Below are 21,240 nucleotides of genomic sequence, written 5' to 3'. Positions count from 1 at the left end.
CCCCCACCGCCGCACTGAAGCGAAGCCCGCCGCCCGCCCGCGGCTTTGCCCCCGCACAACATTTGCAAAGCAACAGCAACGCGCGTTGAACGTCCGCAACGGGCCGACGTCAGACCCTTGCGCTGGCGTTTCATTCATCGCGAACGGCGCACAGCGCCAAGGTGGACCACTGAAATGAGCGAGCCCCGGGCGCCACGGCCCCTCTCGCAGGCCGAGCCGGATCGCAAGGCGAGCGACGGAGCGCCGATGCCCGAACGCGCCCTGCCCAACACCTTGCCGCGCCCGCCTGAAGAGCTGGAGCGACTCGAGCACGCCTGGAAGCCGCCGAGCGGCTGGCGCTGGTTCTCGGCGGTCAACAACACGCAGGTCGGCGTGCTCTACATCGCCACCGCCCTGCTGTTCTTCGTGCTCGCCGGTGTGCTGGGCCTGCTGATGCGCGCGCAACTCGCGGTGCCCGAGAACACGCTGCTTTCGGCCGACACGTACAACCAAGTCTTCACCATGCACGGCACGGTGATGATGTTCCTGTTCGCCGTGCCGATGGTCGAGGCGATCGCGGTCTACCTGCTGCCCAACATGCTGGGTGCGCGCGACCTGCCTTTTCCGCGCCTGTCGGCCTATGCGTTCTGGGCCTATGCGGTGGGCGGGCTGGTGTTCTTCTGCACCATCTTCTTCGGCGCCTCGCCCGACGGCGGCTGGTTCATGTACCCGCCGCTCACGGGCACCGAGTTCTCGCCGGGCACCAACGCCGACTGGTGGCTGCTGGGCATCGGCTTCATCGAGATCTCGGCGATTGCCGGCGCCATCGAGCTGATCATCGGCATCCTGCTCACGCGCGCGCCGGGCATGTCGCTCGGCAAGATGCCGGTGTATGCGTGGTCGATGCTGGTGGTCGGCTTCATGATCGTGTTCGCCTTCCCGGCCATCATTGCCGGCACGCTGCTGCTCGAGATGGAGCGCGCCTTCGATTGGCCCTTCTTCATCGCCGAGCGCGGCGGCGACCCGGTGCTTTGGCAGCACCTGTTCTGGTTCTTCGGCCACCCGGAGGTCTACATCATCTTCCTGCCGGCCGCGGGCATGGTCTCGATGATGGTGCCGGTGGTGGCGCGCACGCCGCTGGTCGGGCACCGCGCGGTGGTGGTCGCGCTGGTCGGCGTGGGCTTCTTCAGCTTCGCGCTGTGGGTGCACCACATGTTCACCGCGGGGCTGGGCGCGATGTCGATGGCATTGGTGTCTGCAGCCAGCATGGCGGTGGCAATCCCGAGCGGCATCCAGGTGTTCGCGTGGATCGCCACGCTGTGGCGCGGGCGCGCGCAGATGAACTCGATCACGCTCTTTCTGATCGGCTTCCTGTTCATCTTCGTGTTGGGCGGCCTGACCGGCGTGATGGTCGCGGTGGTGCCCTTCGACTGGCAGGTGCACGACAGCTACTTCATCGTCGCGCATTTCCACTACGTGCTCATCGGCGGCATGGTGTTTCCGATGTTCGCCGCGCTGTACTACTGGCTGCCGCTGCTCAATGGCAACCGGCTGTCCGAGCGCCTGGCGAAGTGGGTCTTCGGCCTGATGTTCGCCGGCTTCAACCTGGCGTTCTTTCCGATGCACATCTCCGGCCTGCTGGGCATGCCGCGGCGGGTGTACACCTACGCCGACGGGCTGGGACTGAACGGGTTGAACCTGCTGTCCACCGTGGGAGCGTTCGTGCTGGCGGCAGGCGTAGTGCTCTTTCTCGTCGATCTGATCCGCACGGTGCGCCTTCCGTCTCGCCCCCACGAGGACCCGTGGGGCGCGCCGACCCTGGAATGGCTGCCCAACGAGTCCTACGGCGTGCGCAGCATTCCGCAGATCGAGGGACGCGATCCGCTGTGGCAGCGGCCGAGCCTGTCCGAAGAAGTCGAGAGCGGCCGGCACTGGCTGCCCGGCACGGTGACCGGCGCCCGCGAGACGCTCATCACCAGCCCGATCTCGGCGCGCATTCTGCACCTCGTGCAGTTGCCGGGCGACGGCTGGACACCCTTCATCGCGGCGCTCGGCACGGCGGGTTTCTTCCTGCTGCTCACCGTCAAGCTGATCGCGCTGGCGTTCGCCTGCGGCCTGACCGCGCTGGTCGCGATCCTCGTGTGGCTGTGGCAGTCGGATCGCGCGCCTGCGCAGCTCACCGCGCGCATCGGCGGACACCACGACGTGCCGATCGCCGCCGCCGGCTCGGCCAAGCACGCGTGGTGGGCCATGGTGCTGCTGCTGGTGGTCGACGCGACCATCTTCGCCTCGCTGGCGTTCGCGCACATCCACGTGTCGATGCGTGCGGACGTCTGCCCGCCGCCAGGGGCAGCGCTGCCGGCGGCGCACTGGCCGTTGCTCTCGGCGGGGCTGTTGATCGCGGGCTCTGCCGCGCTGTTTTTCTCGCGCCGGCTGCTGCGCTCACGCACGGCGGTGACGCTGCTGGTGATCCTTGCGATGGCCTGCGCCACGGGCGCCTTCGCCGCCGAATTTCTGGGCCACCGCGAGGCCGGCCTCGCGCCGAGCACGCACGCCTGGAGCGCGACGGTCAGCGCGATGCTGGCCTTTCAGGGCCTGCACGTGTTCCTGCTGCTGATCATGGGCGGCTACGTCATCGCGCGAGCCGCCTGCGGCCTGCTGAAAGAACGCGCCAGCGCCAGCCTGGACAGCGCCGCGCTGATGTGGCACTACGTGACGCTGCAGGGGCTGGTGCTGGCGGGGTTGGTCAACTTTCTGCCGGCCTGGATGGGCTAGAACCCGACAGCACCGCGGAAGGGCTCGCGCCGCGTTGGCAAGCGCCCGACACACACAGGCAGGCGCACGAGGCCCGTACTCAGATGACCTTCTGCTCGGGCTCGGTTTCGGGCGGTGGCAGTGCGGCGCTGCCAGCAGCTTCGGCCAGCTCCGGCTCGTCGGTCAGCGTGGGTGGCTCTGCCTTCGGCGCTGCCGCTTCGGTTTTGCCGAACGCGGGCCGCGTCACATTCTTCGCGCGGTCGGGGCCGCGGCGCTCGGTGCCATCCCAGCCACCGGCCGCCGGTGCGGCTTCGACATGCACGGTCGGCGGCGCCCTGTGGGCCGTGTCTTCGAGCTTGAACACGGCCACCGCCTGGACGAGCTGCTGCGCCTGCTGCTCGAGGCTTTCGGCCGCGGCCGCGCTTTCTTCCACCAGCGCGGCGTTGCGCTGCGTGGCCTGATCCATCTGGCTCACGGCCTCGCCGACCTGCGCCACGCCGGCGCTCTGCTCGGTGCTGGCGCTGCTGATCTCCACCATGATGTCGCTCACCCGCTGGATCGACGCCACCACCTCCTGCATCGTCGCGCCGGCGCGACCCACGAGGGTCGTGCCCTGCTCCACGCGCTCGACGCTGGTGGCGATCAGGCCGCGGATTTCCTTGGCCGCCTCGGCGCTGCGCTGGGCCAGGCTGCGCACCTCGCCGGCCACCACGGCGAAGCCGCGGCCCTGCTCGCCGGCGCGAGCCGCTTCCACCGCGGCGTTGAGCGCGAGGATGTTGGTCTGGAACGCGATGCCGTCGATCACCTGGATGATCTCGGCGATACGCCTGGAGCTTTCGCTGATGCCCTTCATGGTGTCGACCACCTGGCCCACCACCTCACCGCCCTTCACCGCGACGCTGGAGGCCTTCGAGGCGAGCTGATTCGCCTGCCGGGCGTTGTCGGCGTTCTGGCGCACGGTTGAGCCGAGCTGCTCCATCGACGCCGCGGTTTCCTCGATCGCGCTGGCCTGCTCCTCGGTGCGTTGGCTGAGATCCTGGTTGTCCTGCGCGATCTGCATGCTGGCCGTCGCCACGCCCTCGGCGTTGGTGCGCACGTCGGACACCACGCGCACGAGACTGTCGTTCATGGAGCCGAGCGCGCGCAGCAGCTGAGCGATCTCGTCGCGGCCTTCCGTGTGCACCTTGGAGCACAGGTCGCCCTTGGCCACGGACTCGGCCAGACGCAGCGCCGTGCCGACCGATCGGGTCGTCGTGCGGGTCACGGTCCACATGATGAACAGCGCCATGACCGCAAGCACGGTGATGCCGCTGAGCACCGCGACAAGCTGCAGGCGGGCCGCGGCCACGTCCTGCCGCAGCATCTGGTCCAGCGCCTGGAACGCGGCCTCGATCAGCACGAACTGCTCGTCGATGACGCGCGTGGTCGTGGCGAAGTAGTCGCTGGAAGAAAAGCTCAGCGGCTCGGCCTTCACGATCTGCTCGTCGGCCAGCTTCAGCGCCTGTTCGGTCGAAGCCATCGCAACGTCCATCGATGCCGCGATAGCTTCCTGCAACGCCGGGCTGCCTTGCACCGCCAGCGCCAGGACCTTGCGGGCGTCGAGGTAGTGAGCCCGGGTCGCCACGCCCATCATTTCGAGACGCGTCTTTTCTTCCGGCGAAGCCAGGCCGCTGCTCAGTTGCACTGTCCCGCGGTCGCGCATGCGGCCCAGGGTTTCGGTCAAATGAGGCAGATGCCGCAGCACGCCTGTCTGCAGGAATCGCCCTGAGCGTTCGGGATGCAGCGCGATGCCCGAGACATGGCTGATGTCTTCGATCAGCGCGAGCTGCTCCTCGATCAGCGCGGTGTGGCGCAGGAAGCTGCGCGAGCCGAGCATGTTCGTGGCGCCGATGTCCTTGGCCAGCGCCTCCCAGTCGGTGGCGATGCGCTCGCTCAGCTCAGTGAGTTTGGCGTCGCCCAGCGAAGCGACCGACGCCTGCGACCGTGCGAGCGCGCTGTCCACCTCGGACTGTTTGGCCTGCCGCTGTGGGCCCAGGGCCTCGGTGCCGCTCAGGAAGCCCGCAGCGAGCCCGCGGTGCTGCTGCGTGAGCTGAACGAGCCGCAGCGCGTCGTGCGCCGGGCCGATACCGGCCAGCTCCGCCTGGGCGAAGCGCAGCTTGTCGATCCCCGAGCTCACGACCAAGGCACTGGGCAGGGCCAGCATTGCCGCGGCGAGTGCGCCGATGAGCAGGAACTTGTGCGCCAGTCTGAGGTTGCCGACAAACGATTTCATGAGGTCCTTGGTTTTTGTGAGGCGGCCGCCTCGGCGCTCGCGGCATGGGCGCGGCCCGGTCGCAGCGCCCGGTTTGTCGAAGTATCGGAAGCCGTGCTGTTTTCCAACGCCCCGAGTTGCGCGGGAAAGACCGCTCTGTTCCAAGCCGTTCGTGCCATCCCGGTACGCCGATTGCTAAATGGGGAGTCGCTCCAACCCACGACATTCCCCAGGAGAAAAGCAATGGCTTATCAGGAAACACCGCGCATGCACGATCGGACCACAGGCGCATCAGGCGTCCCCCTTTCGGGTTATCGCGTCGCCTGGGGAGGCGTGTGGGGCGGCTTCCTGGTGGGCATAGGCGTGTTCCTGCTGCTCAGCACGCTCGGCCTGGCCATCGGCGTGTCGACGGCGAACATCGGTCCGACCCAGAACCTCGATGCCGGCCGTATCGGCACCGGCGCAGCGATCTGGAGCGGCTTGACGCTGCTGATCGCGCTCTTCATCGGCGGCATGGTCGCCACGCGGACCGGGATGGTCTATGACAAGGCGTCCGGCCTCATCGAAGGGGTGCTGGTCTGGGTGCTTTCGATCCTGGCCGTCATGTACATGGCCGGCAGCGGCATCGGCATGCTGGCCAGCGGCGCTTCCGGCTTGCTGGGCGGCATCACTCAAGGTGCGACATCGGTGGTCCGCAATACCGACATGAGCCAACTGGCGAGCGGCGACGTCGACCGGATCATCGACCGCCTCAACGACCCCGAGACGGTGCAACTGGTCGCCGCTGCCACCGGCATGTCACAGAGCGAGGCTCGCTCGAGCCTCGCCGACATCCAACAACGGGTGGAAGCCGCCCGCAACGATCCCGCAAAAGCGGCCGAAGCGGCCAAGCAGGGCTTCCAGGACCTCGCCTCGCAGGCGGGCGCCCGTGTGGAGAAAGCCGCCGCCAAGGCCCAGCCTTATGCGTCGGCAACCATCTGGACCGCGCTGGGCGCCATGGTGCTGGCGCTGCTCGCCGCCGTGAGCGGCGCGATGATGGGCCGCCGTCAGGTCGCGAAGCGACTCGGCGAACACTGAGCGCGGAAGGCGCGCAAAGCAGGGCGAAGCGTGGAGGCCTTTCGCGAACGCATCGCCGGGCCGCTGTGGCAAGGCGGCGGGCCGTTCATCGTGTGGGCGCTGCACTTCTTCGGCCTGTATGTGCTGGTGGCGGCCGGCTGCACCAGCGGCTGGGCCGAGGTGCCGCTGCTCGGCACCAGCCTGCTGCGGGTGCTGCTGATTGCGGCGAGCGTGCTGGCCATGGCCTGGATCACCTGGCTGCTGTTGCGCTCGGACGGCGTACGGCAGCCGCAGGGCTCGCGCGGCCTTCTCGCCGTGGCGGCTTCGGGCAGCGCCTGGCTCGCGCTGGTGGGCGTGGTGTGGGCCACCGCGCCCGCTCTGATGCTGCCGATGTGTTCGCTCAAGTAGCGGGGCGTCGATTCCTGCGCTGAATCAGGCGCCGGAAATCGCGACCCGGTCCCCGCGGTCGCCCGGCGCGCTCCTGAACGGCTTGCGAAAGAACTCGAAGCGGTGCCGATTCGGGCCCCGTACTTCCAATACAAGAGGTCCATCGGTCTGGAAGGCGAAGCGCTCGTAGGCGTGTAGTGCCTTCAACTCACTCAGCGCAAACGGCCGGCGCAAGGCCACGTCGTTCCATCCGACCACCAGTTCGCCGCCTTCGCGCAACAGGCAGTGGAACCCGCTCACTGCCGCCTCGACGGCGCCACGTTCGTCGAGGCCCCAGCCGAACACACCGTTGAACACGATCACGTCGAAGCGGCCGGCCGCAAAGCACGCCGCCGCCTCGCTGGCGCACAGGGTCACATGCCCCTGCGCGCTGCCGTGGCACGCGGCCCGCGGATCGACGTCTATCGTGAGGTAGCCGTGGCCCGCCAGCAGGCGCTCGTACGCCCCCGTATACCAACGGGTGCCGACGAACAGCACCTCGAGCCGGCGGGGGCTGGCGGCATAGCGCTCCAGGATGACGTCCTCGAGCATCCGGCGGTCGGGCGAGCGGAAGGCTTGCGCCGCACCGAACGGATGCGCGGCCCGGTGAAGCAGGCTGCGCAGCGGCCACAACGTGGCAGCGGCGCACCACTGCAAAGCTCGGCGGTGCAGCGGATCGGCAGGGTGCAGCGTCGGCATGGTGGATCCGAGAAGGGGTGATGGCACGGCGAAAGCGGACCGCCTGCCTGCGCCCGCACAAGGCGAGTAACGAAGGCGGAAGCAAGGGCACGGCAAGGCCCGTGCCGCGCGGCGCACGGCCAGCGGGAACGGTTCTTGCCAATTCTTCAGCACAACGCTGATGCATTCGCGCTGCGGCATTGCGCCTCGCCAAACGGGGATGCAGGCCACGCCGACTCTCGCGCACTGCGTCTGCATCACTCCCATCCCCGCTCGAAGTCTTGTAAGGCCCCCTCATGAACACACGACCGCTGTCCCCCACTGTCGCTTTGGCTGTTGCGCTCACGTTGGGACTGACGGCGTGTGGCGAGACCGCCAAGCTCCCCGTCTCCGCCGGCATCGGCCCCGACCCGCAGCTACCCGAGCCGAACAAGACGTTGATCCCGACCGTCAACATCGCCCAGGCCGTGCCTTGGCCGGAAGGCAGCACGCCGATGCCCGCACCCGGCACCACGGTCACGGCCTTCGCCCGCGACCTGGACCATCCGCGCTGGGTCTACGTTCTGCCCAACGGCGACGTGCTGGTGGCCGAGAGCAACGCCCCCGAACGCCCGGAGCGCAAGGGCATCAAGACCTGGGTGATGAACAAGGTGATGGCCCGCGCCGGCGCGGGCGTGCCGAGCGCCGACCGCATCACCTTGCTGCGCGACGCCGACGGGGACGGCAAGGCCGAGCTGCGGGCGGTGTTCCTCGAGAACCTGCACTCGCCTTTCGGCATGGCGCTGATCGAAGACAAGCTGTACGTCGCCAATGCCGACGCTGTGGTCAGCTTCCCCTACAGCGAAGGCCAGACGAGCATCAACGACAAGGCCGAGCACGTGGTCGACCTGCCGGGCGGGCCGCTCAACCACCACTGGACCAAGAACATCATCGCCAGCCCCGACGGCTCGCGGCTTTTCGCCACCGTCGGCTCCAACAGCAACGTTGGGGAAAACGGCATGGAGGCCGAAACGGGCCGCGCCGCGATCTGGGAGATCGACCCCGAGACCGGCCTGCACCGCATCTACGCTTCGGGCCTGCGCAACCCGAACGGCATGGCCTGGGAGCCCGACAGCGGCATGCTGTGGACGGTGGTCAACGAACGCGACGAGATCGGCAGCGATCTTGTGCCCGATTACCTGACCTCGGTGCAGGAGAAAGGCTTCTACGGTTGGCCCTACAGCTATTACGGCCAGCATGTCGATGAGCGGGTGGAGCCGCCCAAGCCCGAATTGGTCGAAAAAGCCATCGTGCCCGACTACGCGCTCGGCACGCACGTCGCCGCCCTCGGCTTGGCGCATTCGGCAGGCAATGCCTTGCCCCCGCAGTTCGCCGAAGGCATGTTCATCGGCGAACACGGCTCCTGGAACAGAAAGCCGCGCGCCGGCTACAAGGTCGTGTTCGTCGCCTTCGACGGCGCGAAGCCGACGAAGGAATTGCCGGTCGACGTGCTCACCGGCTTTCTCAACGAAGACGAAGAAGCCATGGGCCGGCCGGTGGGCGTGGCGATCGACCGGCGCGGCGGCCTGCTGGTCGCCGACGACGTGGGCAACGTGATCTGGCGCGTCTCCGCGACCGCCCAGCCGCTGACCGCACAACCGGCCGGTGCCGCGCCTTCCGCAGCGCCCGTTGCGCCAGGTGCGGACCCGGCGGTGCAGGCGGCATCGGGAGGTCCCGCAGCCACGGCCGCATCGTCCATCACGGCGCCGATGGACACGTCTGCCTCGGCGGCTCCTGCCTCGCCGGCCGCTTCTCCCGCGCAGTGAACGCCGATCGGGAACGCGGGTTGCTTTTTCGCCCACACCCACCACCGCGAACCTTGAGGATCACGCCATGACGACCATCTCCGAAGTGATGACGCGCGACGTCGAAGTGATCGGCCCCGAGGAATCGCTGCAACGCGCCGCGCAGATGATGGACGAACTCAACGTCGGTTCGCTGCCCGTGTGCGAAGGCAAGCGCCTGGTCGGCATGATCACCGACCGCGACATCACCGTGCGCGCCACCGCGGCCGGCCTGGACCCGGCCGAAACGCTGGTGGGCGACGTGATGACCGAGTCCACGCGCTGCTGCACCGAGGCGCAGAGCACGGAGCAGGTGATGGAGCAGATGGGCCATTCGCAGATCCGCCGTGTGCCGGTGGTCGACGATGACGGTGCGGTGATCGGCATCGTGTCGCTCGGCGACCTGGCCACCCGCCAGGACGGCCACATCGACCAGGCCCTGCGCGACATCTCCACCCCCTCCGAGCCCGACCGCTCCATCGCGTGAGTTCGAACACATGCCGGCCGAAAGCGGTTCGGCCCACTGCGATGCAATGATCGTCGGCGGCGGCCCGGCCGGACTGACCGGAGCGATCTACCTGGCGCGATTCAGGCGGCGCGTGTTCGTCATCGACGAAGGCGCGAGCCGTGCGGCGAGCATTCCACGTTCGCACAACGTGCCGGGCTATCCCGAGGGCGTGGCCGGCGGCGAACTCGTCGCGGCGATGCGCTCGCAAGCCGAGCGCTACGGCGCACGCTTTGCCGCCGGTTGCGTGCAGACCATCGAGGCGAACGGCGGCGGTTTCATCGTTCGCTACGGCCGCGAGCAGATCAGCGCACGCAGCGTGCTGCTCGCCAGCGGCGCAAGCGACGTGACGCCGCCCATGCCGCACTTGGCCGAGGCGCTGCGTAGCGGCGCGCTGCGCTACTGCCCGGTGTGCGACGGCTTCGAAGTGATCGACCAGCGTGTGGGCGTGATCGCCGACAGCGCCGCCGGCATCGAAGAAGCGCTGTATCTGCGCCACTTCACCCCGCACCTGACGATCTTTCGCGCCGGCCCTGCACTCGCACCCGACCCCGCCGACCGCCGCCGTCTCGCCCGCTCCGGCGTTGCGCTCGTCGAGGCGCCGATCGAAAGCATCCGACTGTGGCAAGGCCGCGTGACGGTGCGCCACGGTGCCGCGCAGACCGAGTGCGATGCGCTGTACAGCGCTCTGGGTCTGACCGTGCATTCGGAACTCGGTGCGGCACTGGGCGCAAAGGTCGATGGCAACGGCTACTTGGTGACCGACCGGCATCAGCGCACGACTATCAGGGGTTTATACGCCGCGGGCGACGTGGCGCGCGGCCTCAACCAGATCAGCGTGGCCGCGGGGGGGGCCGCGATTGCCGCGGCGGCGATGCACTTGTGGTTGGGGACGCCGATCGAGGGGTGAGGCGCGTCCTTGAAAGTGACGCAGGCCACAAGCAAGATCGGGAACGACATTTGCCGCTTTCCCTCTGCCAAGCCGCTAGAGACCGCGCGACCCGCGCTGAAGCGGTGACCGCGGGCAAGGTCCGCCTCAAGCCTTGCCCCTGGCGCCTTACCGGACGCCTTCCGTGCAGCATGCGTCGATGCACCCGTCTCGGCGGCTTGGCAACCCGTTTCTCTCAATAGCCGACGTGCTCGCCGCGCGAGGCGCGCCAGTTTTCCTGGAAAAAGGCCGCGTCTTCCGGATTGCGCGGGTTCACGCCCATCAGGATGCCGCCTTCCTTGATGCCAGCTTCGTACTCCTTCACGCGCTCCTCGGGAATTCCCCAGCCGATCAGTGCGCCGACCAGCCCGCCGGTCGCCGCGCCGGCGCCCGCGCCGGCCAGAGCCGCGGCGATCGGGCCAGCGATGACCAGGCCCAAGCCGGGCAGCGCAATGCTGGTGCCGACCGCCGCCACGGCCGCCGCAATGGCGCCCACGGTGCCGCCGATGGCGCCGCCGATGCCCGCGCCTTCAGCGGCCTTGGTGCCCATCTCGGTCGGTTTGCCGGAGGTATCGGTGAAGTGCTTCTTGCGCGTGTCGTCAGACATGACCAGGTTCACATCGTTCTTGCCGTAACCCCGGTCGGTGACGGATTGATAGGCCTGCTCGGCACTCTCTTTGTCACGGAACAGCCCGGTAACGTATTTCGAATCAGCCATGTGTTTCTCCTCGAAGGTTGCTGAAGATGCCCGCCGCACAGCGGCGCGCGATGTGGTCATCGAGCAACTACAGCAAGCGGCTCGCCTGCTGGCGACGAAGAGGGCGCTGCGTGGCTCAGCGTTTGCGTCGCCGTTCGCCGGACGACGCCTTGCGAGCAGCGATCTGCCGAACCAGGGGCACGGTCAGCATCAGCGAGGCCGAGCCGGCGAGCGCAAGCGGCAGCCAGGAGTCGAGCCACTCCATCACGCCGGCACCGACGGCGACGAGTGCCAGGCCGAGCAGATAGCACTGCAGCGGGCGGCGATCGGGGTGGTGAGGCTTCACGGTGCGTCTGCGCGAAGCAGGCCGCTTGCGACGGACGCTAACCCGCGCTTGCGCGGCCGCATCAGCACAGCGCTTCGCTGCCCGCGTCGGCGGCGGCGTCCATGGACGTTTCGATGCGAGTCGCTTCGGGAAGGTCTTCACGCAGGTAGAAATCGCCAGTGCCGTCTCGTGCGGCCAGCCGGCGCGCATGGCCGGAATCGGCCACGACCTCGAGCTTGACGTCTTCGGCGTGCGCATACATCACCACGGCCTTGCCCGTGTCCAGATGCAGCAGCACGTCGCCGTTGACGAGCGGCTCGGCCATCACGACCGTGCGGCCGCTCAGGCGCTCGCACAGAAGCCGGCGGCGTTCGTTCTGCACCCGCTGCGATTGCAGTTCGCGGCTGCGCTTGTCGGGATACAGCGCCGATTCGGCGTCGCGGTGAAGCCGGTCGATCCGGTCTTTCCAGTCCGCCAGCACGTCATAGCGAAAACCCGCGGGCGCTTCGGCCAGCGGGCGCGGCAGGCGCACCCCGCCTTCGCCGCAATCCCAGTCGATCTCGAATCCTGGTGTCTTGCCGTCCATGCCTCACCCCGCCGACGATTACTTCGGGCGAAGTCTGACAAGAGACGCGACGCCTTCAGGCGCGGAAAAGCCGGGGTGGCGGGCGCTTGTTGCACGCATTGCCCGCCGCAACTCCGGCGACGAGGCGACCGGCGGGCGCCGAAGGCCCGGCGGCTCGCAAGACCCTCAGTGGAGGCGCGCTTCCGAACGCCGTCCGCCGCTCATCCACACCGCCATGGGCGGCGGCATGGCGGGCGGCTCGCGCACCGGCACGGGACTGTCCGGCGGTTGCGGATCATCGATTTCGGGCGGCGGCGGCTCGGGCGCCGGGGGTAGCGTGGGCGGGGGCATCTCGGGCGGCGTCGGCGCCGGGCCGGGCACAGCCGGCGGCGCGGCAATCGTCGTCGGTCTAGGAGCCAGCTCGGCGACCCGCTCGCCGGACCGCTTCTCAAGGGCAGTTTCGTGCATCGTCTCTCCTGTGTCGGATGCCGGAGATCCAGGCATCACAGGGATCACGGCAAGTCGCGGACCCGAACCCCGGAGCGCCGCGCCGCATTCGCCGTTGCCGGCGTTTGCCGCCGACAAGACGGGAGTCCTGGCTCAGTCGGCGTAACTGCGGACTTGCGAGGCGTTGCGGGCTGCCCGGTGGTCGTGCTGGTCGACGTCGTTGCGGTCCGGCGCGAGCCGGTCGCATTCGTGCTTGATGGCGCTGTAGCACTCGCACGAGCGCGCCTCGATCCCCGCACGGTCGAGCACGGTGATGCTGTTGCGGCCGTTGGTGATGCAGCCCTGGCCGCGCAACTTGAGAATCGCCTGCGTCACGCTCTCGCGCCGCACGCCCAGCGCGTTGGCGATCCACTCGTGCGTCACGGTCAGTTCGTTGCCCGGCACGCGGTCCAGGCTGATGAGCAGCCAGCGGCACAGCTGCTGTTCGACGCGGTGGTGGCGGTTGCACAAGGCCGTCTGCGCGGCTTGGCAGATGAGGCACTGAGCACTGCGCAGCAAGAGGCGGCTCACCGCCCCGCCCAGATCGAACTCGCGCTGCAGAACACTGGCGCGGATGCGGAAGGCGTACCCCGGGTGCTGCACGATCGCCCGGCTGGGGGCGGTGTCGCCGCCCATCAGCAGCGAGACGCCGCACACGCTCTCGTAGCCGATGCGGGCGACCTCGGAGGCGTCGCCGTTCTTCATGGCGTACTGCAGCGAGATCACGGCCTGCGTCGGGAAGTACACATTCTCGAAGCCGATGCCTGCACCGTGAAGCAGCTTGCCTGCGGCCAGCGGCACCAGTTCGAGCGAAGGTGAGAGCCGCTCCCAGACGTCGTCGGGCATTGCTTCGAGGACGTGGTTCTGGCGCAGACTGCGCGTGGTCGAGCGCATCGCCAGGGGCTGCACGGCGCCGTAGCGCGAACGGGTGTCGGGGGTCGAGTAGGAAAGCGAGGTCACGGTCTTGTTCCTTTGGGTGTCTGCCGCATGCCGCGAGGCACGTCTTGCAGGTTGGCAGAACAACCAAGGCAAGCTGCGTGCCAAACCTGTCCGCAAGGTGGAAGTGCGTGCGGTAGGCACCGTCACAGGCGTACAGAGGGCGGGGGGTCGAACTGTGCCGGACCAACAGCTTGGGGCGGCCCCGGAGCGAATTGCCGATCGCCGGTAAAGGCGTTCGTAACGGCTGCCGCAGGGCTATGGGCGATCGAAAGCCTCCCGCAACCCGCGTGCCGCCTGCACCACCGCCTCGTTGGCCAGTTCCACCACCCTGCCCAGACCGAAAAAACCGTGGCTTACGCCTGCGTAATCTTGGTAATCCACCGCCACCCCGCCACTGCGCAGCCGCTCGGCATAAGCGCGGCCCTGCGAGCGCAGCGGGTCGATTTCGGCGGTGATCACCGTGGCGGCCGGCAGGCCGGCGAAATTCGGCGTGCGCAGCACCGAGAACGCCGGATCGGTGCCTTCGACCGGGCTGCGCAGGTAGTGGCTGAAGAACCACAGCAGCTCCGGCGTGCCGAGCGGGCGCGCGTCGATGTATTGGCGGTGCGACGGCGTGTCGAGCCCGACGTCGGTGATCGGATAGACCAGCAGCTGGTGCACCGGCAAAGGCGCGCGCTCGTCGCGGGCCCGGATCGCCACGCTGGCCGCGAGATTGCCACCTGCGCCTTCGCCCCCCACCGCCACGCGCGCCGGATCGCCGCCGAAGCTCGCGGCGTTGGCCAGCGTCCAGCGGTAGGCCGCCCAGGCATCGCCGTGCGCTGCAGGAAAGCGGTGCTCCGGCCCCTGCCGGTATTGAGGCGCCACCACGATGGCCCGGGCCGCGTTGTTGAGCGCACGCGCCGCGGCGTCGCCCTGCTCCAGATCCCCCAGCACCCAGCCACCGCCATGAAAGTAGAGCAGCACGGGATGCGGCCCATCGCCGGGCGGCCCGTATACGCGCACCGGCATCGCCGTGGCATTGGCGCCGAGGATCAGGTGGTTCTCGACGCGCGCCACCACCTCCGGCAAGGTACTGCGGCCCTGCCCCTGCAGCAGTGCGCTCACGGCCTCGGGCAGCCCCGGCTGCACGCGCGCGGCCGGGGCGCTCAAGTTGACGATGGGCTCGTTGCCGAAGGCGGCCAGCTGGTCGAGCACGGCCTGCATCTGAGCGTTCGGCATGGCCGCAGGCTCGGCCGGCGCCTCGCCGACCGCCGACGAAGCCTCCCCCTTCGACGTCGGCGGGCCGCTTGCGCAAGCCGCGAGCAGGACGACCGATGCGACGAGCGGCCACGCTGCGGCAAGGCGGTGTGCAGCGCCGACGCGGCGGGCTCGCCGACCGGCAGCGGCGTCACGCACGGCATTTCTGTTCAGGGTCATCGGCAGGCGGCTCCGCAAGCGTCATGCCCGATGAAGGCGAGTGGCCGGCCGGCAGCAAGCCGTGCAGCCGCGCTCCTGATGCCAACTGCACCGGACAGCAGGAACTCGGGACGCGCAAGGCAACAAAGTCAAGGGCGCGGATGGTGCTCGAGGGGGCAGTTGGGAATGAGGATTGCTGCGCTACCGGTCTGACGAGCCGAACCGTTTTCCTCTGCACGACGACGCGCGACTTTGCCACTGGCAATGCGTCGCGAGCGGTAGCGGCGGTCGGAACGACAACTCTTTCCAGAAAGGAATCGAAATGGCTCAGCACGACTATCAAGGGCAAGGCCGATCGTCCGAGAATGACCGCCAATCGTCGCAAGGCGAGGATCGCCAGCAAGGGCACGGCAGCAGCAGCCAGCGCGGCGCGTCAAAAAGCCCGTCCGAAAGCTCGGGCCGTGGCTCATCGCAAGGCCCGGGCCGCGGCGAGGAAATGGGCGGCTACTACACAGGTGGTGGGCGCGAACTGCAAGGCGGCTCCAGTGGCGAATCGCAGGGCGGCTACGGCGGCCAGCAGGGCGGCAGCCAGGGGCGTGGTTCACAGGGCACCCCTGGCGGCGGCTCGCAAGGCGGCGGCTATGGCGACCAGCACGAACAAGGGGGCGGCTCCCGCGGGCAATCAGGCCAGTCCGGCGGCGGCTACGGCGGCTCGCAGGGCGGCTACGGGGGCTACGGTGGCCAGCAGCAAGGCGGGATGTACGGCAACAGCCAGCAAGGCGGCGGTGGTCATGGCCAGCAAAGCGGCGGCCGCGGCTGGCAGGGCGACTGGGGTTCCTCGCAGCACGACCAGGGGGGCTACGGCTCTCAGGGCGGCGGCTTCGGCAGCCACCAGCAAGGCGGCTCCTACCGCGACCAGCAAGGCGGCCGCCAGGGCTCGCAGGAAGACTGGAGCGGCTCTCAGGGACAGGGTCGCCAGGGCTCGCAAGGCGGTTACGGCCAGCAGCAAGGCGGCATGTACAGCGGCGGCAGCGGCCAGCCCAGCGACTGGGGCAGCTCGCAAGGCCATGGCTACAGCGGCCCGCAGGGCGGTTCCGGCGGCCACGGCTCTCAGGGCGGCGACTGGGGCGGTTCGCAGGGCGGCACCTACGGCGGTTTGCAGGGCGGCTTCAGTGGCGGCTCGCAGGCGGGCGGCTCATCCAGTTCCCAGGGCGGCCACAACGACTGGGCGCGCGGCGGTGGCGGCGGTCAGGGAAGCTCGCAGCAGCACCACGATCCCGACTACCACCAGTGGCGCTCCGAGCAGATGAAGAACCTCGACGACGACTACCAGTCGTGGCGCCAGGACCGCTACAAGAAGTTCTCCGACGACTTCAGCCAATGGCGCGGCAGTCGCTCGAAAGGTGGCAGCGCGTCTTCGGACCACACCGCATCCGGCGGCACAGTCCGTTCGGGCAGCGGCGAAGGCTCGGCCAGTGGGGCGGACTTTCTCAGCGGGATGAGCGAGGATGCGCCGGAACAAGGCTCCAGTGGTGCGGGCAGCTCGTCTCGCTCTTCGATGAGCGGCAGCACCGGCGGCAGCGATACGAGCAACGGTTCGAAGTCGTCGAGTTCGTCGAGCCCGGGCAGTTCGTCGGGTAGCAGCGGCACTTCGGGCAGTGGGCCTTCGTCGTCCAAGACGAAATAAGGCCGGCTGTCAATCGAAAACGCCGCGGCACAAACCGCGGCGTTTTCTTATTTCAGGGGTCAGTGGCTGGGGTGAATGCGTCGGCCTCCTGCACCAGCCGGCCGGCCCCTGCTCCCAGATCGTCCTAAGCTGCTCGGCGGCGGCGTTCGACCGCTTCTATCTTCAGCAACTGCCGGTATTTGGTGACAGTGCGGCGAGCCACGACCAGCCCCTGTTGGGCGAGCTGGCGGGCGATCTCGGCGTCGGAGAGCGGCGCGTTCGACCGCTCGGCTTCGATCATGTCCTTGATGACGCCGCGGATCGCGGTGGCCGAGCAGGCGCCACCGCTGGCGGTGGTCATGGCGCGCGAGAAGAAGTACTTGAGCTCGAACACGCCAAGCGGCGTGGCCATGTACTTGTTGTTGGTCACGCGCGAAACGGTGGATTCGTGCAGACCCACCTCGTCGGCGATCTCGCGCAGGCCCAGTGGCTTCATTGCCAGCGCGCCGTACTCGAAAAAGTGCTTCTGCCGTTTGACGATGGCCTCCGACACGCTGAGGATGGTCGCGAAGCGCTGCTCGATATTGCGCACGGTCCAGCGGGCCTCCTGCAGGTGCGCGGCCATCTCGCCGTTCTGGGCCTGCCGGTGGCGCTGGAACATCTCGGCATACACATGGTTCAGGCGCACCTTGGGCACGATGCTCGGGTTGAGTTGCACCCGCCAGAGGCCGCGGAGCTTTCTGATGATCACGTCGGGCGTCACGTACTGCACCTGCGAGGCGCCGAAGTGCCAGCCCGGCCGCGGGTCGAGCCGGCGGATGCGGTCGCACACAGCCTCGATCTCGGCGGGTGTGCGCTTCAGCTTGCGGGCCAGGCCGGTCACATCCTTCGCGGCCAGACAGTCGAGGTGGTCGGTGATGATGTTGCAGGCAATCTCCCGTTCGCCGCCGTCCTCGATCGACGAGAGCTGCAGCAGCAGGCATTCGCCCACGCTGCGAGCGGCCACGCCGAGCGGGTCGAGCGACTGCACCATCCGCAAGGCGACCTGCAGTTCGTCGGGGCTTGCCGGAGGGTCCAGTTCGGTGAGCTCGATCAACTCGTCCAGGTCGGTGCGCAGGTAGCCGTCGTCGTCGAGCGATTCCACGATCGATTTGGCAAGCACCACGTCGCGCATCGACAGCGGTAGCACATTGATCTGACCGTGCAGGTGTTCGTTGAGGGAGGTCTGCACGGCCATCATGTCCATCGCGCTCAGGTCGCCCTCCTCGCCGCGGCGCTGGCTCAGCAGGCCATCGGCCTGCCAGCTGTCGCGCTCGCTGTAGTCGACGTCGCCGTCGGGGTCGCCTTCCGGGCTCGTGTCGATCACGGCCGATGTGTCGAGAAACGGTTCGTCGGCGCTGGAGGCCGAGGGCGCGGCCAGCCCCGCATCCACATCGGTTTCCGGGAGATCGGCAGCGGGAGCGTCCGCGTCGCTCTCGTCGCCTTCAAGAAACGGGTTCTTGCCTAACGCGTCGTGCACTTCCTGTGCGAAGTCGAGCGACGACAGCTGCAACAGGCGCACGGCCTGCTGTAAACGCGGGGACAGCGACTGTTGCTGGCGGTGCTCGACGCGAAGCGCGATCGATCTCATCGGGACATCTCCTGGATTCGGTTGTCTGGGCGCCGCCGCCGCAAGGCGACTCCGCGGCTGGCACGAACGTGGCGCATGCGATGCAACCACTGTGCCGCGCCCCGAGCGTTGCCGGCGTCGTCGACCCGAACCTGAGGCCCACTACCGCTCCCCTCTCACGGTCGGCCAGGACCGTCTGATCCGCTTTCATAGGAAAGGAAGAGGCCCGCGTCCCTCATCGCCGCGATGGACTCTGTACGGAACGGCACTCACATTTCGTCACAACCGCGTGCGTTGCATCGCTCAACCCCCTCAGCCGGGTGGTGGGCGACGCCTCATTTGCCGGTGTTGGCGCGCGAATTGCTGCAACAACGCGTGGTCACGGAAACGCCACAACCGCTGCGTGGCGCTCGACAGCAGCGTGCTCTTCACGGGCTCGAGGGCGCGGTGAACAGCGAAGCAATTCGGCTCAGCGGCCGCCGTGCTGCGCCGTTGGCGTGTCCGGCCCCTGCTCGATCGGACCGGGTTCTTCCCTCAGCCCTTCATAGACCTTGTCCGTCACCGGCAGGCGGCCGGTGTCCTGTCGACCGCTCTCAAGGTCGTCGAAGGCTTTCTCACCGAGCTCTTCGCTGGAAGGCGCGGCAGCCGCGGGGCCGTGTGTGTCCTGGCTGTCGGACGATTCGTCACGCTCGTGCGGCAGGCGCGGTTCCGCCTCTTGTTCGCGGGTCTGCTCGGTGCGGCCCACGCCGGGAGCCTGCCGGCGCAAATCGGTCGGTGTGGGATCGGCTTTGCCGTTGCGGGTCATGAGGTTGGTCCTTGGCGATTGCAATGCTCAGTCGACAGCCGGGCACGATGTCGCCGAGCTTGTTGCCTTCCTGGTCGTTGATCTGCGCGCCGACGATCTTGCCCATGCGCATCTTGTCGAGCTCGTCACTCCAAAAAAAGGCGCCGGCTTGCCGGCCGGCGCCCGCGGCCTGGCGCTCGGTCAGTCGTAGCGCGAGCGAGAGTCCGGGCCGCTGCTGCGGCGGGTGAACTTGCGCCAGAGGTAGCCGCCCAGTGCGACAAAGATCAGCTTTTTCATTGCGTACTCCAAAAAGAAAGGATTCGAAAACTCGGCAGAGGCCCGTTAGCGGCAAGCGCCGTGCCGACATGAGGGTCGCCTACCTCTGCACACGCACGTCACATGCCCGCGCGCCGTTCTATGCCGACGGGGTTGCGCCCGCCGGGCTGACGCCGCCGCTCCGGTCCCGCATAGCCACTGCCCGTGACCATGCCCGCCTTGTCGGCCGTGCGGGTGCCCATCGCCTTGTCGTCTCGCAGGTGCGTCGGGGATCGGGGCGACTCGGCGCCGTCGCTCATACGCTCCACATCCACATCGGCGCGGCGCACCTTGTCGCGAATGGTTTCCGTGTGTTCGCTGGCCTTCTTGCCGACGCTCACCTCTTCGACCACGCGTGCGGTCTTCGTGACCACGGGCTCTTCGGCGGTTTCGCGGATCTCGATGTCCTTCTCGCCCATGTCGGCCAGGTCCGCATTCGTCGCCGGCCGATCGACGCGCTTGCGATCGATCACCGCGTGTTCATCGCGCAGCGTCACCCGCTCCTCGACGGGCGACTCGCTGACGCGCCGGTGCACTCGCACACCGCCCCGACCGACCTCGCGCTTGCCGACCTTCAGGTCTTCCTGCACGACCTGGAACTTCTGCCGCTCGCGGGCAGCGTCTTCGCTCGTGTACGGCCGAGCGCCTTCGTCGAAGCCGGTGTAGCCCGACGACTGCCATTGCCGGACCCGCTCATCGACGTCGATCGCGCCGCAGTCCTCGAGCACTTCGCTCACCGCGTCGAGCTTGCCGTCGTCGACCAGATTCACCGTCACCACCACCGAACCCCGGCGCACCGCTTCCGAGTAGTGACCGCTCGACTCATCGGAATCGTCGCTGCCGAACAGCGAGGCGAAGAAGCCGCGGATGCCGCCTTCGTGTTCCTTGTGCGAAGACACGAGCGACGGATGGTCTTCGCCGGAGGCCGACGAGTCGACATGGATGTCCTGAAGGTCGATGCCCATCGTTTCGAGTTTTTCGCACGCTCTTTTCGCTTCGGTGTATTCGTCGAAAACACCTACGACTGTGTTGACCATTGCAATGCTCCTGTGAGACTGTGAAACCGGCGCCAACGCGGCACGGCTCGAAGAAGAACGAGACACCGAAACGGGCAAGGCGCAGGCCCGAAAACCGGGGATGGGCACGCCGGGTTGCAAAAACGCCTCCTCGAAGGCACGGCCGTTGCCAGATGCCGGCATGAAGTACCCGAGGAGTTCGAGATGAAAACCGATGAAGTCAGGGCCACGCTGAGCGAGTTGATCGAAGGCTGCAACAGCAACGCACAGGCGCTGCGCAGCGCCGGCCAGCAGGCGAAGTCTCAAGAGCTGCGCAAGCTGCTCGAGCGGCGTGCGGAGGAATGCGCCGAAGCTGCCAACAAGCTGCGGCTCGAACTCGACCGCACGGACGGTCACCCGCCGACCGGCGAGGGGCGCAGCGACCTCGAAATCCTGGAGCAGTGCGAGCACAGCGAGAACCGCACGAAGAAGAATTACGAAAATGCCCTCAGCCGCGAACTGCCCGAACCGATCAAGGAGGTGGTGCGCAAACAGCATGAGGGCGTGCTGCGCAACCACGGGCAGATCAAGGCGCTGCGTGACCGCATGAGATCGTCGGCGTAGCGTCGGCCCAAGGCCTCGAAGAACGATGGGTGCGCCCTCAGGTCGGCTGTTGCGCGTGACGTGCCCGAGCGTGCGTGATCGGACGGGGCGCTAGCGATGGAAGACTGGATCCGCCTCGTCGGCGAAACGCAAGCCCTCGAACTGTTCGGGATCCGCCTGGTCGGCCTCAATGCCGACAACGGCAAGAAGCTGCTGTTCACGCTGGTCTTCATCACCGCGTTGCTGTGGCTGGGCCGCCTGACGCAACGGCTTGCGCGCCGCAGGTTGCGGGGCGGCGCCCCGCATGTCGACTTCTGGGTCCGCCAGGCGATCAAGCTGGGCACGGCCGTGCTCCTCATCCTCGGTCTGCTGTCGATCTGGTTCGAAGACCCCACCCGTCTCGCCACGGCACTGGGCCTGGTCACCGCCGGACTCGCTTTCGCGCTGCAGAAGGTCGTCAC

20 protein-coding genes are annotated in these 21,240 nt (G+C 68.0%); 9 read left to right on the top strand and 11 right to left on the bottom strand.

Features of this window, described 5'->3' with window-relative positions; all coding sequences use genetic code 11:
- The first annotated feature begins 246 nt into the window (after nucleotides 1-246).
- Nucleotides 247-2,754 carry a cytochrome c oxidase subunit I gene (gene ctaD, locus H0W38_RS02430; RefSeq protein ID WP_292450922.1) on the top strand — a complete coding sequence of 836 codons (2,508 nt, stop codon included), beginning with the start codon at nucleotides 247-249 and terminating at the stop codon, nucleotides 2,752-2,754.
- A gap of 79 nt (nucleotides 2,755-2,833) precedes the next feature.
- Here the strand turns inward: ctaD and H0W38_RS02425 are convergent, their stop codons facing one another.
- Nucleotides 2,834-5,005: a methyl-accepting chemotaxis protein gene (locus H0W38_RS02425; RefSeq protein ID WP_292450920.1), complete on the bottom strand. Its 2,172-nt coding sequence runs from the start codon at nucleotides 5,003-5,005 to the stop codon at nucleotides 2,834-2,836.
- On the opposite strand from H0W38_RS02425, the gene H0W38_RS02420 reads away from it, so the two are divergent.
- Nucleotides 4,970-6,061, top strand: a complete 1,092-nt coding sequence (locus H0W38_RS02420) for a hypothetical protein (RefSeq protein ID WP_292450919.1) — start codon at nucleotides 4,970-4,972, stop codon at nucleotides 6,059-6,061. The two genes, H0W38_RS02425 and H0W38_RS02420, sit on opposite strands and share 36 nt — an antisense overlap.
- Before the next feature lie 30 nt (nucleotides 6,062-6,091).
- Nucleotides 6,092-6,448 (top strand): hypothetical protein, encoded by a 357-nt coding sequence (locus H0W38_RS02415; protein WP_292450918.1) that lies wholly within the window; start codon nucleotides 6,092-6,094, stop codon nucleotides 6,446-6,448.
- Between the two features lie 24 nt (nucleotides 6,449-6,472).
- On the opposite strand, the gene H0W38_RS02410 is transcribed toward H0W38_RS02415, so the two are convergent.
- Nucleotides 6,473-7,165 carry a hypothetical protein gene (locus H0W38_RS02410; protein ID WP_292450917.1) on the bottom strand — a complete coding sequence of 231 codons (693 nt, stop codon included), beginning with the start codon at nucleotides 7,163-7,165 and terminating at the stop codon, nucleotides 6,473-6,475.
- A 275-nt stretch (nucleotides 7,166-7,440) separates the two neighbouring features.
- On the opposite strand from H0W38_RS02410, the gene H0W38_RS02405 reads away from it, so the two are divergent.
- From H0W38_RS02405 to H0W38_RS02395, 3 genes are all read left to right on the top strand, one after another.
- The gene (locus H0W38_RS02405) at nucleotides 7,441-8,949 is read left to right on the top strand and encodes a sorbosone dehydrogenase family protein (protein ID WP_292450916.1); all 1,509 of its coding nucleotides are present in this window, start codon (nucleotides 7,441-7,443) and stop codon (nucleotides 8,947-8,949) included.
- A 67-nt stretch (nucleotides 8,950-9,016) separates the two neighbouring features.
- Complete coding sequence (locus H0W38_RS02400) at nucleotides 9,017-9,454, top strand: CBS domain-containing protein (RefSeq protein ID WP_292450915.1); 438 nt, start codon at nucleotides 9,017-9,019, stop codon at nucleotides 9,452-9,454.
- A 10-nt stretch (nucleotides 9,455-9,464) separates the two neighbouring features.
- The gene (locus H0W38_RS02395; RefSeq protein ID WP_292450914.1) at nucleotides 9,465-10,382 is read left to right on the top strand and encodes an NAD(P)/FAD-dependent oxidoreductase; all 918 of its coding nucleotides are present in this window, start codon (nucleotides 9,465-9,467) and stop codon (nucleotides 10,380-10,382) included.
- Nucleotides 10,383-10,596: 214 nt separating this feature from the next.
- Here the strand turns inward: H0W38_RS02395 and H0W38_RS02390 are convergent, their stop codons facing one another.
- The 6 genes from H0W38_RS02390 to H0W38_RS02365 form a co-directional block, all read right to left on the bottom strand.
- Nucleotides 10,597-11,178, bottom strand: coding sequence for a hypothetical protein (locus H0W38_RS02390; RefSeq protein WP_292450913.1), 582 nt, complete (start codon nucleotides 11,176-11,178; stop codon nucleotides 10,597-10,599).
- Nucleotides 11,179-11,233: 55 nt separating this feature from the next.
- Complete coding sequence (locus tag H0W38_RS02385; RefSeq protein WP_292450912.1) at nucleotides 11,234-11,443, bottom strand: hypothetical protein; 210 nt, start codon at nucleotides 11,441-11,443, stop codon at nucleotides 11,234-11,236.
- Between the two features lie 61 nt (nucleotides 11,444-11,504).
- Entirely contained in the window at nucleotides 11,505-12,008 is a 504-nt protein-coding gene (locus tag H0W38_RS02380; protein ID WP_292450911.1) for a hypothetical protein, read from the bottom strand.
- A 165-nt stretch (nucleotides 12,009-12,173) separates the two neighbouring features.
- Nucleotides 12,174-12,455 (bottom strand): hypothetical protein, encoded by a 282-nt coding sequence (locus tag H0W38_RS02375; RefSeq protein ID WP_292450910.1) that lies wholly within the window; start codon nucleotides 12,453-12,455, stop codon nucleotides 12,174-12,176.
- A gap of 132 nt (nucleotides 12,456-12,587) precedes the next feature.
- Nucleotides 12,588-13,433 carry a Crp/Fnr family transcriptional regulator gene (locus tag H0W38_RS02370; RefSeq protein ID WP_367161567.1) on the bottom strand — a complete coding sequence of 282 codons (846 nt, stop codon included), beginning with the start codon at nucleotides 13,431-13,433 and terminating at the stop codon, nucleotides 12,588-12,590.
- A gap of 234 nt (nucleotides 13,434-13,667) precedes the next feature.
- On the bottom strand, nucleotides 13,668-14,828 hold the full coding sequence (locus H0W38_RS02365) for an alpha/beta hydrolase (protein WP_292450909.1): 1,161 nt from the start codon (nucleotides 14,826-14,828) through the stop codon (nucleotides 13,668-13,670).
- Nucleotides 14,829-15,129: 301 nt separating this feature from the next.
- Between H0W38_RS02365 and H0W38_RS02360 the strand changes: the two genes are divergently transcribed.
- Nucleotides 15,130-16,494, top strand: coding sequence for a hypothetical protein (locus H0W38_RS02360; protein ID WP_292450908.1), 1,365 nt, complete (start codon nucleotides 15,130-15,132; stop codon nucleotides 16,492-16,494).
- Nucleotides 16,495-16,618: 124 nt separating this feature from the next.
- On the opposite strand, the gene H0W38_RS02355 is transcribed toward H0W38_RS02360, so the two are convergent.
- From H0W38_RS02355 to H0W38_RS02345, 3 genes are all read right to left on the bottom strand, one after another.
- Nucleotides 16,619-18,103, bottom strand: a complete 1,485-nt coding sequence (locus tag H0W38_RS02355) for an RNA polymerase factor sigma-54 (RefSeq protein ID WP_292450907.1) — start codon at nucleotides 18,101-18,103, stop codon at nucleotides 16,619-16,621.
- Between the two features lie 448 nt (nucleotides 18,104-18,551).
- Nucleotides 18,552-18,887 (bottom strand): hypothetical protein, encoded by a 336-nt coding sequence (locus H0W38_RS02350; RefSeq protein ID WP_292450906.1) that lies wholly within the window; start codon nucleotides 18,885-18,887, stop codon nucleotides 18,552-18,554.
- Between the two features lie 374 nt (nucleotides 18,888-19,261).
- Complete coding sequence (locus tag H0W38_RS02345; RefSeq protein WP_292450905.1) at nucleotides 19,262-20,218, bottom strand: YsnF/AvaK domain-containing protein; 957 nt, start codon at nucleotides 20,216-20,218, stop codon at nucleotides 19,262-19,264.
- Nucleotides 20,219-20,401: 183 nt separating this feature from the next.
- Between H0W38_RS02345 and H0W38_RS02340 the strand changes: the two genes are divergently transcribed.
- Together H0W38_RS02340 and H0W38_RS02335 are read left to right on the top strand one after the other, a co-directional pair.
- On the top strand, nucleotides 20,402-20,800 hold the full coding sequence (locus H0W38_RS02340; protein WP_292450904.1) for a DUF2383 domain-containing protein: 399 nt from the start codon (nucleotides 20,402-20,404) through the stop codon (nucleotides 20,798-20,800).
- A 96-nt stretch (nucleotides 20,801-20,896) separates the two neighbouring features.
- Nucleotides 20,897-21,240 (top strand): hypothetical protein (locus H0W38_RS02335; RefSeq protein WP_292450903.1); only part of this gene is annotated, 344 nt, incomplete at its 3' end.

This window comes from Methylibium sp. (assembly GCF_013817365.1).
GTDB lineage: Bacteria > Pseudomonadota > Gammaproteobacteria > Burkholderiales > Burkholderiaceae_C > Methylibium.
This window is presented reverse-complemented; position numbering and strand designations above follow the sequence as displayed.

What these genes read in the sequence shown, in the direction of transcription:
- ctaD (WP_292450922.1), top strand. Translation starts at nt 247, where the DNA reads ATGCCCGAACGCGCCCTGCCCAACACCTTGCCGCGCCCGCCTGAAGAG.
- H0W38_RS02425 (WP_292450920.1), bottom strand. Translation starts at nt 5,005, where the DNA reads ATGAAATCGTTTGTCGGCAACCTCAGACTGGCGCACAAGTTCCTGCTC.
- H0W38_RS02410 (WP_292450917.1), bottom strand. Translation starts at nt 7,165, where the DNA reads ATGCCGACGCTGCACCCTGCCGATCCGCTGCACCGCCGAGCTTTGCAG.
- H0W38_RS02405 (WP_292450916.1), top strand. Translation starts at nt 7,441, where the DNA reads ATGAACACACGACCGCTGTCCCCCACTGTCGCTTTGGCTGTTGCGCTC.
- H0W38_RS02400 (WP_292450915.1), top strand. Translation starts at nt 9,017, where the DNA reads ATGACGACCATCTCCGAAGTGATGACGCGCGACGTCGAAGTGATCGGC.
- H0W38_RS02395 (WP_292450914.1), top strand. Translation starts at nt 9,465, where the DNA reads ATGCCGGCCGAAAGCGGTTCGGCCCACTGCGATGCAATGATCGTCGGC.
- H0W38_RS02390 (WP_292450913.1), bottom strand. Translation starts at nt 11,178, where the DNA reads ATGACCACATCGCGCGCCGCTGTGCGGCGGGCATCTTCAGCAACCTTC.
- H0W38_RS02380 (WP_292450911.1), bottom strand. Translation starts at nt 12,008, where the DNA reads ATGGACGGCAAGACACCAGGATTCGAGATCGACTGGGATTGCGGCGAA.
- H0W38_RS02375 (WP_292450910.1), bottom strand. Translation starts at nt 12,455, where the DNA reads ATGCACGAAACTGCCCTTGAGAAGCGGTCCGGCGAGCGGGTCGCCGAG.
- H0W38_RS02365 (WP_292450909.1), bottom strand. Translation starts at nt 14,828, where the DNA reads ATGACCCTGAACAGAAATGCCGTGCGTGACGCCGCTGCCGGTCGGCGA.
- H0W38_RS02360 (WP_292450908.1), top strand. Translation starts at nt 15,130, where the DNA reads ATGGCTCAGCACGACTATCAAGGGCAAGGCCGATCGTCCGAGAATGAC.
- H0W38_RS02355 (WP_292450907.1), bottom strand. Translation starts at nt 18,103, where the DNA reads ATGAGATCGATCGCGCTTCGCGTCGAGCACCGCCAGCAACAGTCGCTG.
- H0W38_RS02350 (WP_292450906.1), bottom strand. Translation starts at nt 18,887, where the DNA reads ATGACCCGCAACGGCAAAGCCGATCCCACACCGACCGATTTGCGCCGG.
- H0W38_RS02345 (WP_292450905.1), bottom strand. Translation starts at nt 20,218, where the DNA reads ATGGTCAACACAGTCGTAGGTGTTTTCGACGAATACACCGAAGCGAAA.
- H0W38_RS02340 (WP_292450904.1), top strand. Translation starts at nt 20,402, where the DNA reads ATGAAAACCGATGAAGTCAGGGCCACGCTGAGCGAGTTGATCGAAGGC.